The sequence below is a fragment of the Mobilibacterium timonense genome (assembly GCF_900155555.1).
GTDB classification, from domain to species: domain Bacteria; phylum Bacillota; class Clostridia; order Peptostreptococcales; family Anaerovoracaceae; genus Allobaileyella; species Allobaileyella timonense.
This window is the reverse complement of the sequence record NZ_FUHN01000005.1, coordinates 51,699-68,495: the sequence shown is the minus strand read 5'-3', so window position 1 is coordinate 68,495 and position 16,797 is coordinate 51,699. Positions and strand designations below refer to the sequence as shown.

13 protein-coding genes are annotated in these 16,797 nt (G+C 54.4%); 11 read left to right on the top strand and 2 right to left on the bottom strand.

Annotated elements, in window-relative coordinates; genetic code table 11:
• Window positions 1-19 precede the first annotated feature (19 nt).
• From lspA to BQ7382_RS00920, 4 genes are all read left to right on the top strand, one after another.
• Entirely contained in the window at window positions 20-451 is a 432-nt protein-coding gene (gene lspA / locus BQ7382_RS00935) for a signal peptidase II (protein WP_159437181.1), read from the top strand.
• On the top strand, window positions 444-1,382 hold the full coding sequence (locus tag BQ7382_RS00930) for an RluA family pseudouridine synthase (RefSeq protein ID WP_077390071.1): 939 nt from the start codon (window positions 444-446) through the stop codon (window positions 1,380-1,382). Before lspA ends, BQ7382_RS00930 begins: the two co-directional genes overlap by 8 nt.
• A gap of 12 nt (window positions 1,383-1,394) precedes the next feature.
• The gene (locus BQ7382_RS00925; protein WP_331465893.1) at window positions 1,395-2,132 is read left to right on the top strand and encodes a flavin reductase family protein; all 738 of its coding nucleotides are present in this window, start codon (window positions 1,395-1,397) and stop codon (window positions 2,130-2,132) included.
• 210 nt (window positions 2,133-2,342) lie between these two features.
• Window positions 2,343-3,647 (top strand): type I restriction enzyme HsdR N-terminal domain-containing protein, encoded by a 1,305-nt coding sequence (locus BQ7382_RS00920; RefSeq protein ID WP_159437180.1) that lies wholly within the window; start codon window positions 2,343-2,345, stop codon window positions 3,645-3,647.
• Here the strand turns inward: BQ7382_RS00920 and BQ7382_RS00915 are convergent.
• The gene (locus tag BQ7382_RS00915; protein WP_077390066.1) at window positions 3,624-5,342 is read right to left on the bottom strand and encodes an Rqc2 family fibronectin-binding protein; all 1,719 of its coding nucleotides are present in this window, start codon (window positions 5,340-5,342) and stop codon (window positions 3,624-3,626) included. The two genes, BQ7382_RS00920 and BQ7382_RS00915, sit on opposite strands and share 24 nt — an antisense overlap.
• A gap of 231 nt (window positions 5,343-5,573) precedes the next feature.
• Here BQ7382_RS00915 and BQ7382_RS00910 point away from each other — a divergent pair, with 231 nt between their 5' ends.
• From BQ7382_RS00910 to BQ7382_RS00885, 6 genes are all read left to right on the top strand, one after another.
• A complete protein-coding gene (locus BQ7382_RS00910) occupies window positions 5,574-6,470 on the top strand; it encodes a YicC/YloC family endoribonuclease (protein ID WP_077390063.1) in 897 nt (298 codons plus the stop codon).
• A gap of 25 nt (window positions 6,471-6,495) precedes the next feature.
• Entirely contained in the window at window positions 6,496-7,209 is a 714-nt protein-coding gene (locus tag BQ7382_RS00905) for a CPBP family intramembrane glutamic endopeptidase (protein WP_159437179.1), read from the top strand.
• Between the two features lie 51 nt (window positions 7,210-7,260).
• A complete protein-coding gene (gmk, locus tag BQ7382_RS00900; protein ID WP_077390057.1) occupies window positions 7,261-7,884 on the top strand; it encodes a guanylate kinase in 624 nt (207 codons plus the stop codon).
• The gene (rpoZ, locus tag BQ7382_RS00895; protein ID WP_077390055.1) at window positions 7,884-8,258 is read left to right on the top strand and encodes a DNA-directed RNA polymerase subunit omega; all 375 of its coding nucleotides are present in this window, start codon (window positions 7,884-7,886) and stop codon (window positions 8,256-8,258) included. The genes gmk and rpoZ overlap by 1 nt, the downstream gene beginning before the upstream one ends.
• A gap of 101 nt (window positions 8,259-8,359) precedes the next feature.
• Window positions 8,360-10,765 (top strand): chorismate synthase, encoded by a 2,406-nt coding sequence (locus BQ7382_RS00890; protein WP_077390052.1) that lies wholly within the window; start codon window positions 8,360-8,362, stop codon window positions 10,763-10,765.
• A 34-nt stretch (window positions 10,766-10,799) separates the two neighbouring features.
• Window positions 10,800-11,234, top strand: coding sequence for a type II 3-dehydroquinate dehydratase (locus tag BQ7382_RS00885; RefSeq protein WP_077390049.1), 435 nt, complete (start codon window positions 10,800-10,802; stop codon window positions 11,232-11,234).
• Window positions 11,235-11,273: 39 nt separating this feature from the next.
• Here the strand turns inward: BQ7382_RS00885 and gpmI are convergent, their stop codons facing one another.
• Window positions 11,274-12,791 carry a 2,3-bisphosphoglycerate-independent phosphoglycerate mutase gene (gene gpmI / locus BQ7382_RS00880; protein WP_077390047.1) on the bottom strand — a complete coding sequence of 506 codons (1,518 nt, stop codon included), beginning with the start codon at window positions 12,789-12,791 and terminating at the stop codon, window positions 11,274-11,276.
• Window positions 12,792-12,971: 180 nt separating this feature from the next.
• On the opposite strand from gpmI, the gene BQ7382_RS00875 reads away from it, so the two are divergent.
• Window positions 12,972-16,664: a UvrD-helicase domain-containing protein gene (locus BQ7382_RS00875; RefSeq protein ID WP_077390028.1), complete on the top strand. Its 3,693-nt coding sequence runs from the start codon at window positions 12,972-12,974 to the stop codon at window positions 16,662-16,664.
• Window positions 16,665-16,797: the final 133 nt, after the last annotated feature.

Here is a 16,797-nt window from a genome sequence, read left to right as displayed (position 1 = left end):
GGCTCTTATTTGTCTGATCATGGGAAGTGATCAGCTGGTCAAATACCTGATAAGAAGCAATTTTAAAGAAGGAGAGACGCTCCCCGTCATTCAGGACGTGTTCCACATCACCTATGTGAGGAACTGGGGAGCGGCTTTTAGTATGTTCCAGAATCAGCCATTGGTGACGATCCTCATTCCGGTGGTGTTCATGGCGCTCTGTGCCGTGTTTCTGGTATATGGGTGGAAAAAGGGCTTCGACAGGATGGAGATGACGGCCGTTGCCATGATATTCGCGGGAGGCACCAGCAATCTGATCGACAGGACGGTCATAGGATACGTTACGGACATGTTCGATTTTCGATTCTTTCCTGTTTTCAATGTGGCGGACATCGCTGTTACCCTCGGATGCGCCCTTCTTTTCGTGTACGTCCTTTTCTTTGAGGAAAAAAGAGGAAAGAAAGATGAGTGACGAGATAAGGCTCGCGGCAGGAGAGGAGGATGGGGGCAAGAGACTGGACGCCTTCATAGCCGCTGCTTCCGAGGATCTGTCCAGGAATTACGCTCAGCTCCTTATCGCCGATGGCAGGGTACAGGTGAACGGGCGCCGGGAGAACTCAAAAAAGAAAAAGCTGGTTCCGGGAGACGAGGTGATTCTGGATGTTCCAGAACCCGAGCCCATAGATGCGGTACCTCAGGACATACCGATAGAGGTGGTGTACGAAGACAAGGACGTGATCGTGGTGAACAAGCCGCAGGGTATGGTCGTGCATCCAGGACCGGGGAACCCAGACGGCACACTCGTGAACGCCCTGCTTTTTCACTGTGGAGATTCCCTTTCTTCCATCAACGGAAAAGTCCGTCCGGGCATAGTCCACAGGATAGACAAGGATACCAGCGGCCTTCTCATGGCCGCAAAGAACGATATTGCCCACGAATCTCTGGCGGCTCAGCTCAAGGAGCACTCGGTGACCAGGGAGTACACTGCGCTTGTTTACGGCAACATTAAAGACGATGAGCTCACCATCGACCAGCCCATAGGGCGTGACTTCGGAAACAGGATGAGGAGAGCCGTGGGTGGAAGCAATCCAAAGAGGGCGGTGACACACATCAGGGTCCTCAGGCGTTTCGGGCAGTACACACTGGTATCTGCCGTGCTGGAGACGGGGAGGACCCATCAGATAAGGGTCCACATGGCATACATCCGCCATCCGCTTGTGGGGGATCCGATGTATGGCCCGAAGAATCCCCGCCTGCCCTTCAAGACGAGTGGGCAGCTGCTCCATGCGGGAGTGCTGGGATTCGTTCATCCGAGAACGGGGAAGTATATGGAGTTCAGGGCTCCGCTCCCGGAGCACTTTGAAAAGGTGCTGAGCGTTGTGGAGCAGAATTCGAGGAAGTGACGGAGATAAAAGGTGCAGAACAGAGATAAGAAAGACAGACGAGACAAGAGGAACAAGGGACACAAGAGCGTTAGGAAAGATAAGAGAGCGAAGGCGGAAAAAGAGAAAAGATTTGCGGCGCCTGCAATACCGAAGGCCAGAAAGAAGACCGAGGTGAAACCCGGGCCGATGCTCTATCCCCTGCCTCCCGTTATGGTCTCCTGCGGCACCATGGAGGAGAGCAACATCCTCACCGTTGCGTGGACCGGGATCGTAAACTCAGACCCTCCGATGACATACATTTCGGTGAGAAAGTCACGCTATTCCCATCACATCATCGAGGAGCGGAAAGAGTTCGTGATAAACCTCACGTCTCGTGAACTTACGAAGGCATGTGATCTCTGCGGTGTCAGGTCCGGCCGCGACATGGACAAGTTCGAGGCCGCAGGGCTGACGAAAGAAGCTGCATCCCACGTTGATGCTCCGATGATCGCGGATTCTCCTATCAGTCTGGAGTGTGTGGTGAAGGGCGTCACCGAGCTGCCGAGCCACGACATGTTCCTGGCGGAGATCGTAGCCGTACACATAGATGAGGAGCTCATCAGCGCTGAGGGACGCTATAAGGTGGAGGACATGGATCTGGTGTCATACTGCCATGGGGAGTATCTGCCGGTGGGGCACAGACCACTGGGATTTTTTGGGTATTCCATAATGAAGCCGAAGACAAGGAAGAAACTTAATAAGAACAGGCAAAATGGCAGTCGGAGATAGAGGCCATTTGTTTAAGTCAAAGAATCTGGAGAATTCCGTGTTTAACGAGTACATATGGCAGCTCTATTTGGATGCCGGAGGAAAAAAATAGTCCATTGCTTTGAACAGAATCTGACTAGAAGACTGGATCGAAGGATATATAAGCATTTTGTTGACACTGTAAAATCTTTGCGCCGGGCTTACTGTCCTGACGACATCCTGATCGAAAATATGGGAGAACAGTTGGAAGAGTTGCCTGATTTTTTATCTGGATGGTTTTGGGTACCGAAGATTAAAAAACGTACGACGGAAACGACACTAACAGAACTCTACAATGAAATTGCAGATGAAGTCGGAGAAAATGACCGTGAAGTTTTTGATGCGTTTTCATCTTTGATCGAGCTCTTTTCCACGATATTGGCTGTGAATTATCCAAAGCTGTTCGTTCCGTATTATTTTAGGTACAACTTCAATATCTTAGAAAATATCGCAGAAGAGTTCGACATCGACTTGCCTCCTGTTCCTGTTAAGAAGGACTACAGGGGCAGGTTCTTCTATTATGGGAAAGTTTGCGAAGCGCTGCAGGGATTCAGAGAGTACCAAGGAATGTCGTTCGCTGAACTGTGCGCATTTCTCTATGATTTTGCACCAAAGTGTGTAGGTGGTTTGGAAAGTTATATAATCAAAGACCTGCCGGAGCCGAAGAGTGCCTTCTTTATAGGAGGTTCAAAAGATGATGCTTTTCTTTCTTACAAAAAGGACTACATTGCTCCCTGGCAGTGTAATCCTGATACTCGTGCAGGTGATATGATCGTCATGTATCTCACATCGCCTGAAAGCAAAGTGGATTCCTTCTGGCGAAGCGTATCTGTTGGCTTTAACGATCCGTTCTTTTTCTATTACAGATGCACATATATATCAAGACCCGTGAGGGTAAAGCCAGTGCCTTTGAAGGAGCTCAGGAATGATGAGATCCTTGGCAAAATGCCGATAGTGAGAAAAAACATGCAGGGCATAAACGGGGTTGAATTCAAGCCCTCGGAGTACAATCATCTGTTGGATCTGACCGGCGCGAAGCTGCCGAAGCTGGAATTCGCCGCGACGGAGAGTGGTTGCGATATCGTCAACGAAAGGGATGTTGAGGACGCACTTATCAAGCCTCTGATCCGTAGGCTTGGATACGAAGAAAGGGATTATGTCCAGCAGCTGTACATAGAAATAGGTAATCACAACCACGCACTCGTACCGGATTTCGTGATCAAGCCGGTGACCACAAGAGGACACCAGACAGCCTTCTGCATCATAGAGGCAAAATACAGCATCCATGGCCACCGGGAGATGGACGAAGTCCAGAATCAGGCCAGGAGCTATGCCCGGCAGCTCAAGGTCCAATATTCTGTGATCGCATCAAAGGACAGGATCTGGGTGTACAGGCCTGATGACGACTATACAAAAACAGTATTCAGCGCATCATGGGATGAACTGAATACTGCGGATGTATTTTCTCAGTTATTAAAGCTGATCGGCGCCCGCTGATCCGCTGCCCTCAGGCAGCTTCGGCGTCACGTGCACAGTTGTGTTGTGGGTGAAGATGACCATGCCCGGCTTCGCCCCCGATGGTTTCTTGACGTGGCGCACGGGCACGAAATCCACAGGGACGTTTTCCGACTCCCTGGCCTTGCTGTGCCAGGCGGCCACGGACGCCGCCTCGTAGATCGTCTCTGGCGAAACGTCCTCGGCGGTCTGTCCAGGCTGGAGTGGCAGTATCACGTGGGACCCTGGGATGTCCTTGGTGTGGAACCACAGGTCGTTCTTTGAGGCGTGCTTTGTGGTGAGCCAGTCGTTCTCCTTGTTGTTTCTGCCCACCAGCACCTTCTCTCCAGTAGACAGCACATATGTAAGAGGGGACATCTTCGGCTTCTTGCGCCGGTTGTCCTTTTTTTTCTGGGGCCGGATGTAACCCGTCTCAGCCAGCTCGTCCCTTATCTGATCCACGGCCTCCTCAGTGTCGGCCCGCTCAATGTTCAGGAGGATGGAATTCAGGTACTGGATATCCTCCTCGGTCTCCTGGAGCTGCGTCTGCTTCTCATGGATGGCGGTCCTGGCCTTGCTGTACTTCTTGAAATAGTGCTGAGCGTTCTTCGACGGTGAGAAACGCTGGTTCAGCGGTATGGTGATCGGATCACCCGTATAGTAGTTGGTCACGGTGACCTGTGCGGACCCCGGCTGGATAGCGTGGATGTTCGCCGTGAGGAGCTCGCCGTACAGCCTGTACTTATCCGAATTTTCCGCCCGGAGGAGGTCCTCCCCGAGGCGCTTTTTTTTGAGCAGAGCCTTGTCGAGAGCGGCCTTGACCCGCCGCTGGAGAGGAAGGGCCTTCTGCTTCACCACGTTGCTGCTGATGCGATGGGAGAAATAGAACTCCGCAGCCTCGCTGAGGCTTGGAAAAGTCTTTTTCTCAAGTCCGTCATACTCCGGCAGGTCGGTGAGGTGAAACTCCCGCGGGCCTGTTTTTTCGTCCACGTAGACCACACCGCACACCCGGTGCTGGCGCACGTCCTCAACTATCTTTTCCAAGGCGCCCAGGGGATCAGCGGAGCCTGCAAGCTCCCTGGCTATTGCCGGAGATATGCCGCCGATGTGGTCGAGCAGGTATTTTCCGTCCGTCTCGTGCGATACAGCAACAAGGGTATGATCCTCTGCTGCGTCCTTAAAAGGCACCTTTTCCTGAGCGGGAGGGTACTGGTAGATCACCCCGGGGAGGAGCTGGCGGCAGCGGTTCACGTCGATGGATATGTGCTTGATGGAGTCCAGGATCTTTCCGGACTGAAGATCCACCAGGACGATGTTGCTGTGCTTGCCCATGATCTCGAAGATCAGCCTGCGGGACACCATGAAACCCATCTCCGTCTGGGCCTCGATGTCCATCTCGAGGATGCGCTCTGAGTCCTTCTGGTGGATGTCAGTTATCCGGCCGCCCTGAATGTATTTTCTAAGGAGCATGCAGAAGTTGGGAGGGGTGACCGGGTTCTGGTACCGGTCCTCCGTGAGACACACCCGTGCAGACTGGCTGCCGCAGGAGCCGATCAGCCTGAAGTTCCCCTGTCTGGTGTGGACCTGGATGACCAGGTCTTCCGGAGAGGGTTGATAAATTTTATCTATTTTTCCCGAGGACAGACGGAGCTTCAGCTCCTCTGCCATGCCCATGGTGAATATTCCGTCAAATGCCATAAAAGACCTTTCTGTATCTGTGAAATTGCACTGCTTCGTAAAACAGGGAAGCGCTCAATGAAAATCCCACTTACTATACCATCAGACCCATTGAAATTCAACGAGTCACGCCTTGTGGCCACATGGGCCGGGGTGTTAAAATATATAGGTATGGCGCCGCGGACCGGTGTGTGGGAGAGGGCGCTGTTCATGTGAAAAAATATTTTTGCGAACTTTTGAGAGGTACAGTTGATGATCAGAAGTATGACGGGATTCGGCAGAGGGGACTTCACGGACGACAAGAAGTCCATCACGGTGGAGATGAAAGGCGTCAACCACCGTTACTGCGACGTTTATGTAAAGATCCCAAGGAAGTACGCCTTCGCTGAGGAGAAGATCAAGAGCACGGTCAAGGACAGGCTGAAAAGAGGAAAGATAGAGGTCAGTATCTCCGTCGATGTTTTCGGCCAGGCGACCGGGGCGATCCTCGTGAACATGGAGGCGGCGAAGCAGTACTACAACGCATTCAAGGAGCTGGAGCAGGCCTTCGACTTCGGTGGCTCAGACCGTGGCAGGGTATCGCTGAAGATGCTGGCGGATATGCCGGACGTCATCAAGTGCATGCCTGAGGCCGAGGATGAGGATCTGATCACATCCCAGATAATGTCCGCCCTCAACAAGGCTCTTGACGGAATGGTCGAAATGAAGAAGACCGAGGGCGAACGGATAGCAAAGGACATCCTCGACAGGGCCGAGATCATCAGGGGCCTTAAGAACAGGATCCAGGACAGAGCTCCGCTGGTGGTACGGGAATACAAGGAAAAGATGAAGGAGCGCCTGGATGACATCCTTCAGGGCGCGGTGCAGGTGCCTGAGGACAGGATCCTCGTGGAGGCCGCGGTATTTGCGGACAAGGCTGACATCACCGAGGAGCTTGTGCGCCTCGACAGCCATCTGAGCCAGCTGGAGAACTTCGTGGAAGGGGACAGCGACGCCATAGGAAAGAAGATCGACTTCCTCGTGCAGGAGATGAACAGGGAGGCGAATACGATCGGGTCGAAATCAAATGACACCGAGATAACAGGACTTATGATAGATATGAAGGCTGAGATAGAGAAGATCAGAGAACAGGTGCAGAATATCGCTTAGCCCCATGCAAGAGAGGAGCAACGAGATGAAGAACCGCATTTTCCTTTGCCTGTACATGATCATAATGGGAGCAGGCCTCGCTTTTACAAACTACTGTCTGAACACTCCATACACGTCAGAAGAGTTCGGCAGAAAATTCATGCCCGTGACGGCCACACTTGCCATCATCACGCTGGTTTATGGCTCCAGGCGCAGGAATGACCTGAAGATCATCAATGATAACAGAAAAAGATATCTCTGGTACCTGATACTCTTCGTGCCGGTGGCGGGGCTGGCCATGTATTCCGCCGTCAGGAGCTTCGACGGAACGGGAGCCTTTTTTCTGGTGATCCTCGACTCGCTCCTCGTGGGCATCGGGGAGGAAGGAATGTTCCGGGGCATACTTCTGGGAGGTCTTCTCAGAAAGAAGAGACCGGTGATCGCCATATTGATCTCGGCGGTCCTGTTCTCCTGTCTCCACTTCCTGAACTTCCTGGGAGGCGTGGGAGCTTCAGACGTTATTAACCAGATGCTGTCCACGTTTATCCTGGGCATGTTCCTGGGATGCACATATCTCTATACGAAAAATATCGTGTTCCCCGTGCTCTACCACTTCGCGTGGAACTACATCATGCTCAGCGGAGGGCTTGCCGGTTCTTCGCTGATGGTGATAACAATAGTGGGCGTGGGGGTGATGGAGGCGCTCATCGCGGCGATCCTGCTCTTAGGTTTCAGAAAAATGTCCGTGCCTCAGTCTTGATGAAAAAGCCTGAACTGTGGTAAAATATTTAGTCACAGAAAGGACATAGCTATGAGAGATTCGTTTGGCCGGGGAGGCAAGCTGTTCGTTGTTTCAGGACCCTCCGGAGCCGGCAAGGGCACCATATGCAAGAGAGTCAAGGAAGACCTGCACATGGATCTGTCCATATCGATGACAACAAGAGAACCACGGCCGGGAGAGGTCCACGGAAAGGACTACTTCTTCGTCTCAGAGGAGGAATTCCTCAGGAACATAGAGGAAGGCAACCTCCTGGAACACGCACAGGTCTACGACCACAGGTACGGGACTCCGAGGGACGCGGTGATGAAGAGGCTCGACATGAAGCACAACGTGCTTCTGGAGATCGACATACAGGGAGGCCTGCAGGTAAAGAGGTCCATGCCTGAAAGCGTATTGATATTCATACTTCCTCCATCACTCAAGGTGCTGAGGGAGAGGCTGACAGGCCGCGGCACGGATGCCCCTGATGTGGTGGAGAAGAGACTGGCGAAGGCTCTTAACGAAATAAAGCTCATTGGAGAATATGACTATTACGTGGTGAACGATGAACTGGACAGGGCTGTGTCCCTGACTGAGAGCATCATCAGGGCTGAGGAGTCCAGAGTTCCGTCGAAGATAATGCCACTGATCCGCAAATACGAGGAGGAAGAATAATGCTTTTGTATCCATCTATCAACGAACTGACCAAGAAGGCCGACAGCAAGTATACCCTTGCCATGCTGGCCGCAAAGAGAGCCAGAGATATCATCGACAACAAGCCTGTGCTGACCGAGCATGCTCAGGAGCGCCCTGTGAGCACGGCTACATATGAGATCGCCGAGGACCTGATCACCTACAAGAGGGTCGAGGACAACCAGGAGGACGCTCAGGAGGAGACCATGGAGGCTGAGGCTGCAGACATCACAGACGATGTTGACGCAGAGGCAGAGGCCGAAGAGGAAGAAGCTGAGAATGCTCTGTCGGATCAGGATGCAGAGGTCGATCCTGTGGAAGATGACGGTGAGGAAGATAACAGCGAGATCCTGTAGACCGGGGTATCAATATGTGATCATTCAGGCGGAAGTCGAAAGATTTCCGCTTTTTCTGTAAACAGAGCATTTCCGGCAGAGAACAAGGTGAGGGAAAAGATATGTCGTCAAGGTATGGCAGCAACATCAACATAGAAGTCTTCGGCGAGTCCCACAGCAGGGAGATCGGGGTGGTCATGAGGAACTATCCTGCGGGTGCGACCTTCGACCCGGAGGAGCTTCAGCTCTTTCTCGACAGGAGGTCTCCAGGAAAAAAAGGAGGCGCTCTCCGAAGTGCCGCGTCTACCGGTAGAAACGAGAAGGATCGGGTGATCTTTCGTTCGGGCGTGGAAGAGGCGGATGACGGCATGCTCCGTATCGGGGACGGGGAGATCGAGGCCGTCATCGTGAACGGCGACATGCGTTCTAAGGACTACGGTTCGTTCAGGAGCCAGATCCGCCCCGGCCACGCGGACCTCGGGGCGTATCTGAAATACGGAAAAGCCGGCCTCAAGCCCGGCGGCGGAGAGTGGTCCGGCAGGATGACTGCACCGATGTGCATCGCCGGGGGCATAGCGCTTCAGTTGCTCGGAAAAAAGGGCATCGAGATCCGCGGCAGCATCGCAGAGATAGGCGGAAGCTCCGACGAACAGGAGATCCAGAGTATACTCCAGCAGGCAGCCTCCGAAAAGGACTCCGTGGGAGGCATCATCCAGTGCGTGGTCAAGGGATTCCCTGGAGGCGTCGGAGACGCCATGTTCCAGGGCATGGAAGGAAAGATATCCCAGGCCGTGTTCGGCGTGCCCGCAGTAAAGGGGATACAGTTCGGAAGCGGATTCGCCTGCGCGAGGATGAGAGGCTCGGAAAACAACGATGAATACTATTTCGGAGACGACGGCCGGATATACTCCCGCACGAACAACCACGGCGGCATCACCGGAGGTATTACGACGGGGATGGACATCCTTTTCCAGGTGGCCATGAAGCCTACGCCGTCGATAGCCCGTCCGCAGCACACGGTCAACATCGAGACTGGGCAGGATGAGATCATGGAGATCAAGGGCCGACACGACGTATGCATTGTGCCGAGGGCTGTTCCGGTGATAGAGGCGGTGACCGCCCTGGCGCTGATGGACGCTCTCATGGACGAGAGCGGTCTGGATTTCGCGCTTCTGGGCGATCCGGTGGAGCACAGCCTTTCCCCGAAGCTTCACGGCCTTATAGGGAACTACGGCTACGAGAAGATCAGGGTGGAGAAGGATCAGCTGAAGGAGATCCTCAGCGACCAGCGATTCAAGGGCTTCAATGTCACCAGCCCTCACAAGAGAAACGTGATACCTTTAATGGACGAGCTGTCGCCTGAAGCTGAGCGCCTCCAGGCTGTGAATACGGTAGTGAGGACTCGTGATGGCAGGCTCGTGGGCCACAACACGGATGTGGCGGGACACATGAGAAATCTCCGCGACACCGGTGTGACAGTAAAGGGCAGCAAGGTGCTCGTTCTGGGGACCGGAGGTGCCGCTTCGGCGGTCGTTGAAGGGCTGCGCCAGATGAAGGCCGGGAAGATCCTGGTGGTCACCCGGGATCCAGCCAGGATGGCGAAGGCAAAGTCGGATCCGGCCTGGAAAGGAGCAGGCTTCTGCAGCTACGACGATCTCAGGCGCCACACGGATGCGGACATAATGATCAACGCCACGCCGGTGGGGATGGGAGCGACCTTCGGAGATTCTCCGCTGGACGGGTGCGGGACATCTTTTTCAGACTTTAAAGACCTCAAGCTGGTGGAAGATCTCATATACGATCCCGCCAGGACTAAATTCCTCCAGGATGCCGAAAAGGCCGGCACCAGGACCGTAAACGGCCTCGGCATGCTCATTGGCCAGGGGATCATGAGCAGCCGGCTGTGGATGGAAGAGTGGAGCATGGGTACGGGACGGGGCGACAATGATGACCCTGAGCTCATGAAGAGGATAAAGACGAGCCTCAGGCTTGATCAGCTGAGCCTTGTTCTGGTGGGCATGCCGGGGAGCGGCAAGTCTTCCGTGGCCAGGAGGACGGCGAAGGTCATGGACCGGGAATTCGTGGACACGGATAAGGTGTTTACGAAGGAGTTCGGTGAGGCCCCGGGACAGATATTAGGAGATCCCGAGCGGGGCGAAAAGGTCATGCGGCCGATGGAATCCAAGGTGATAAAGGAAGTATGCAGCGGAAGAGGACTGGTTATCGCCACAGGTGGCGGGGCGGTGCTCCGGCCGGAAAACAGGACGGCGATCAGGGCCAACAGCGTTGTGGTTTACATAAGTAGGCCGCTGTCCATGCTTTCGGTAAAGAACAGGCCTCTCAGCCAGGGAAAGGGCGTAGAGAAGCTCCTCAAGGAGCGTGGATGGATCTACGAGAAGACCGCAGACTTCAAGATACACAACAAGAACTTTTTCGGCGGAGGAAAAGGCTCCTACAACCGCGACATCAACGATTTTGCGGAATACCTGAGCGAGAGGTTCAGGGAGTACGTGGAGGACATGGAATAGAAGAACAGAAACACAGGAGAAAGGTGGGACAAAGATGAAAATTCTTGTGCTGAACGGCCCGAACATGAACATGCTTGGAATACGTGAGCCGGAGATATACGGCCGTGAGACCTACCAGGATCTGGTCGACATGATCCTGAGGAAAAAGGGGGGCTCGCACGAGATCGCTTTTTCCCAGTCGAACCACGAGGGGGACCTGGTGGACGCCATACAGCAGGCGTATTTCACTGGAGTGCAGGGGATCGTGTTCAACCCGGCCGCCTATACCCACACCAGCGTTGCGATAGCGGACGCAGTGAAGGCCGTGGGCATCCCGACCATCGAGGTCCATATTTCTGATCCGGACAGCCGCGAGGAGTTCAGAAAGGTGTCTTATATAAGAAAAGCCGCCGCCGGCACTGTGACCGGCAGAGGCTTTCAGGGTTACATCGATGCGATAGACATGCTGGAAGAGATAGCTTCCAGGTGATCGGAACGAATATCCCATATTATTTCATACGGTGTCTGATCAGATCAGCACGTCTCCCGTCATCCCGTCAGGGACATCAAGTCCCATGAGAGTCAGGAGCGTAGGTGCGATATCAGCGAGCTTGCCGGTCTCCTTCCTGAAAGGGACCGGCTCTTTGCATATATGGCACAGCGGAACAGGGGACAGGGAGTGCTTGGTGACCACGTTGCCGTCATCGTCAAGCATGTAGTCCGCATTACCGTGGTCGGCGGTGAGGAGGACCTGGCCGTCTCTTGCAAGAATCTCATCCGTTATCTGCGGCACCAGCCCGTCCAAGGCCTCGATGGCCTGTACGGCCGCCTGGAAAACGCCTGTGTGGCCCACCATGTCGGCGTTGGCGAAGTTCAGGATGATGAGGTCGTACTTGTCGGATCTTATGGCCTCAAGAACCTTCTCTGTTACCTCCGGTGCGCTCATCTCCGGCTGGAGATCATAGGTCGCCACCTTAGGCGAAGGCACGAGTATCCGGTCTTCTCCCGGATATGGCTCTTCGAGGCCTCCGTTCAGGAAAAAGGTCACGTGGGCGTATTTCTCGGTCTCCGCTATATGGAGCTGCTTCAGCCCGAGCTTCGATATGGTCTCTGCCAGAGTAGGCTCGACCACCTCAGGTGGATAGGCGATATCCACATTTGATATGGTCTCATCGTACTGAGCCATGCATACGAATGTCAGGCCCGTCGGGAATTCCTTTCTCCGGAAACCTTCGAAATCCGGATCCACCAGTGCCCGGGTCAGCTCTCTGGCCCTGTCAGGTCTGTAGTTAAAGAAGATGACGGAGTCACCATCTCTTATAGGCTCAGGAGTAACGACTGCAGGAACCAGGAACTCGTCGGATACGTCATTGCCATAGCTGTTCTCCAGGGCTTCTTCCCAGTTCTCTGCAAAGTCTCCTTGGGAGAGGGTGAGCGCATCGTATGCGAGCTCCAGCCTGTCCCATCTCTTATCTCTGTCCATGGCGTAGAATCTTCCGGAGATCACCCCGATGCGTCCGAGCTGTATCTCGTCCATGTGATCCTGGAGGATCCTGAAATATGTTCCTGCGCTCCTCGGAGGGACGTCTCTTCCGTCCAGCCAGCAGTGGATGATCACGTCTGCCACGTTGTTCTGCTTAGCCATGTCCAGAAGGGCCAGCAGGTGGTCGATGTGGCTGTGCACGCCGCCGTCTGACAGCAGCCCCATGATGTGCAGGGTGGTACCGTCCTCCGCGGCTTTTTTCATGGCTTTAAGGAGGGCCGGGTTCTCGAAGAAATCTCCGTCCTTTATGGCCTGTGTTATCTTAGGCAGATCCTGGAGGACCACCTGACCTCCTCCGATGTTCAGGTGCCCCACCTCTGAGTTGCCCATCTGTCCCTCGGGAAGGCCCACGGCCGGACCGCTGGCCTCCAGGGTGATATGTGGATAATTGCTGAATATCCTGTCCAGATTCGGGGTCTCAGCGGCCGCAATGGCGTTGCCGTGGGCTTCTTCCCTAATTCCGAAGCCGTCGAGGATCATCAGCATCGATGGTCTGTGTTTCATTTAAAACCTCCGGTTTAACGAAAAACTTTTTTCCCTGCAATTATAGCAAAGAGATGTGATCAATTGAAGGCCGGCAGGTGCGTTGCGATATGACGGGCAGACCCCGCTGGCCGTGCAATGGGTGGTGAGGTGTAGTAAAATCATAACCAGTGTAATGTCGAAGAGTTCCGGGGAGGAAAGATGGCAGGTATACATTTTACGAGAGAACAGCAGGAAGCCATAGATACGACGGACAAGAGCGTCCTGGTGTCGGCGGCGGCGGGATCCGGCAAGACGGCGGTCCTGATCCAGAGGATAATCGGCATCATAACGTCGGGAAAGGCGGATGTGGACCAGATGGTCATCGTGACCTTCACCAATGCAGCGGCCTCCGAGATGAAGCTGAAGCTCATGAAGGCGATAAGGAAAGAGATGTCGACCACCTCTGACAGGGACAGGAGAAGGGAGCTGTCAAGGCAGCTGGACATCATGCACCGGGCGAATATCTCGACTTTCCACGGCTTCGCCATGAAGCTGATAAAGGAATTCTTTTACAAGACCGACATGGAGCCTGGGTTCCGGGTCATAGACGATACAAGGAACAGCCTCCTCAAGATAGATACGATGGAGCAGCTGTTCCAGGATTGCTTTGAGGACGATGATCTCATTCCTGGCGGATCCTTCAGGGACTTCATGGAACACTACAGCGGGGACAGGAACGAGAACGCCATCAGGGACCAGCTCATACAGAGTTATGAAAAGCTCCGGGCCATGCCGGATTATTTCCAGTGGGCGGAAAAATGCGCAGACCAGCTGGCGGACAAGGGTTCCATTCAGGATTCCCCTGTCTACGACAAGATGTGCTCCTATATCCGGTCGCGCATGGATGAGGCGGCAGGGTTGTGCCGCCGGACCCACGACCTGGCAGAGGATGCAGGCTGTCCTAAAATGGCGGAAAAGCTCATGAAGGACATGGAGAAGATAACAGAATGGAAGGATCAGGCCATTTCGGGAGAAGTGGATGAGACCTTTTTTGATGCAATAAGGAAGCCGTCCTTCGAGAGGATGGCGGCAACCAAGGCCGAAAAGGATGCCTGGAACGAGATCAAGGATCAGGTGAAGGCGCTGAGGGACGGCAAACTCGGGTATAAGGGGATCCTCAGCGGCATGGCGGATGCATTCGCGCCGGAAGGCCTGGAAACATCCTTTTCCGAGATGTACGAGACCGAAAAATACCTCAGGTACTACATCGGTATCATGAAGGAGTTCGAGAAGAGATTCGCCAGGGGCAAGAAGGAGCTGAACGCCGTGGACTTCGGTGACATCGAGCACATGGCCCTCGACATACTGCGCGACGACGGCATAGCCGCAGACCTTCGGGAGAGATACAGATTCTTTTTCATAGACGAGTACCAGGACACCAACTACATACAGGAGGCCCTGATTAACCGCATCTCCAGGCCGGACAACGTGTTCCGGGTGGGAGATGTGAAGCAGAGCATCTACAGGTTCCGCCAGGCGGAGCCGGAGATCTTCATGGAGACAAGGAGGAGATACGCCAGTGAGGACAACCGGGACGCCGTGGCGATCGACCTCAACAGCAACTTCCGCAGCAGCGGCTCGACCGTGGCCTATATCAACGATGTTTTTGCGGAGATAATGCCGGGTTACGACGACAGCGCAGCCCTGAAGCACGGCAGGAAGGACGACCCGACTTATTACCTGACGCCTGAGGTGGACGTCCTCGTGAAAGATCAGGGAGACGATGAAGAGCCTGACATGGAAGCTCTCGCGGCGGTCGATACGGACGACGAGGAGAGTGCAGTTGGATCTGCGGGCGCCGGGAGCGGTGAAAAAGAGAGCCCGGGAAATATCGATGCAGAGGCCCGGTTCGTGGCGAAGAGAGCGGGCGAGATAATTGGAACGGAGTTTTTCGACGGGAGCATAGGAAAGGTCCGCCGGGCTACCCCGAGAGATATCGTGGTGCTCATGAGGAGCACGAAGGGAAAGGCGGACAGCTACTACAAGGCCATGCAGGAGGCGGGCATCCCGGCATATGTGAACGACGACTCCGGGTATTTCGACACGGTGGAGATCGGACTTGCGCTGAGGCTGATCCAGCTGGTGGAGAACACCAGGCGGGACATCCCGCTCATATCCGTGCTCCATTCGGGTATCTTCGGGTTCTCGGCAGGAGAGCTTGCCGTCATCCGGGCAGAGGCCTCGGAGCAGAAGGCGGTGAGCAGGCAAAAACCTTATTATCAGGCGTTTTTCTGGTACTGCGCCAGCGGTGGAGAGGCAGCTCTGAGAGAGAAGTGCTGCACTGCGCTCGAGAGTATACGCCGTTGGCAGGAAAAATCAGTGTCCATGGAGCTTGAGGACTTTCTGTGGTATGTTCTCGTGGACTCAGGACTCTACATGCTGGCAGGAGCAATGTACGGAGGCGCCCAGAAGCAGGCGAATCTGAGGAGCCTGGCGGACAAGGCCCTCGAGTACCGGCAGGGCGGTGTCGCTTCACTGGGCGGGTTCATCAGCTATCTTGAGCTTCTGAAAAAGAGGGAGATCAAGACCGGACAGACTATGACTGTCGGTGAAGAGGACGATCTGGTGCGGATCATGACCATCCACAAGAGCAAGGGGCTGGAGTTTCCTTTTGTGATCGTAGCCGGACTGGGAGCGCAGAGGATGAGGCCAAAACTCATGAAGGGAGTCCAGATCAACGCGGATGAGGGGATGGGTATCACCTTCGTGGACAGAGAAAAGGGGTTCCACAGGCCAACGGTGATCCAGCAGCTGATATACGAGAAGGACAAGGAGGACGAGTACCAGGAGGATCTCCGGGTCCTGTACGTGGCGCTCACCAGGGCCAAAGAAAAGCTCATGCTGGTGGGCACCGTAAACAGCGAGGAAAAACTCGACGGAGAGGTGGCCGGAAGGAACACCTACCTGGACATACTCCACAACGTCCTCAAGACACCGGACAACGAGTTCAATATCAGGCCGGCCGACGTCGGCACGTCTCAGGTGCGGCCGGCATTTTTCACGGAGTTCATGACCCGCCACAGCAAGATCGGGGATCTCAGGAGCAGCGATGGCTACAGCCAGGTGGCGTCACGCCTGGAGTTCAGCTATCCGTACCGGGACGACCTGGAACTGCCTGCAAAATATTCCGTCAGCAGGTTGAGACTCGAGGAACTGGAGGGGAACGAAGCTACTCAGGCGGAGCCTCTGGTGCCTGATTGGGACGACGAAGACGAAGGTGTGGAAGGCTCAGGACACGGGTCGGAGAACGGAACGGAGAACAGAGTGGAACATGAGCCGGTGAGGCACGTACACCTCAGCCCTTACGGGAGCGCGCACACCATAACCGCCGCGGAAAAGGGTACGGCCTATCACAGGATAATGGAGTATGTGGATTTCTCCATGGCCTGCGAGGATGCGGCCGCCGGAAGAAGCGACTACGTCATGGAAAGAGCGAGAGAACTGGTGGACAAGAGAGCCATCAGGGAGGACGTCTTCAATGTTCTGGATATGGAGATGATACTTGGGTTCTTCCGGTCAGAACTGGGACAGAGGGCCGGAAAGGCGGCAGCCGCGGGACTTTTAAGGAAGGAAAAGCCGTTTACACTAAGAACCGAGAGAAATGGAAGAAACATCCTGGTACAGGGCATCATTGACTGCTGCTTCCAGGAGGGGGATTCGCTGGTTCTCATCGACTACAAGAGCAGCAGCCTCCGGTCTGGCTTCAGCCATGAGGAGGAGCTTGAAAGGATAAAGGATGAATACCGCCCTCAGCTCCGTCTGTACAAGGAGGCACTGGAATACGCCCGCCCGTACAGGGTGGAGGAGATGTATATCTATCTGTTCCATACTGGAGAATGCCTGGCATTGTGATCGAGATATCATAGCCTTCGCTACGTGATGACCTTACTCTTATGTAAGCCTGTGATTGATGTAACTGAAAAAGGAGCCGTCCTTTCGGACAGCTCCTCTTTTAGTTGCGTTCTTCAGAACCGTTAACCGATGG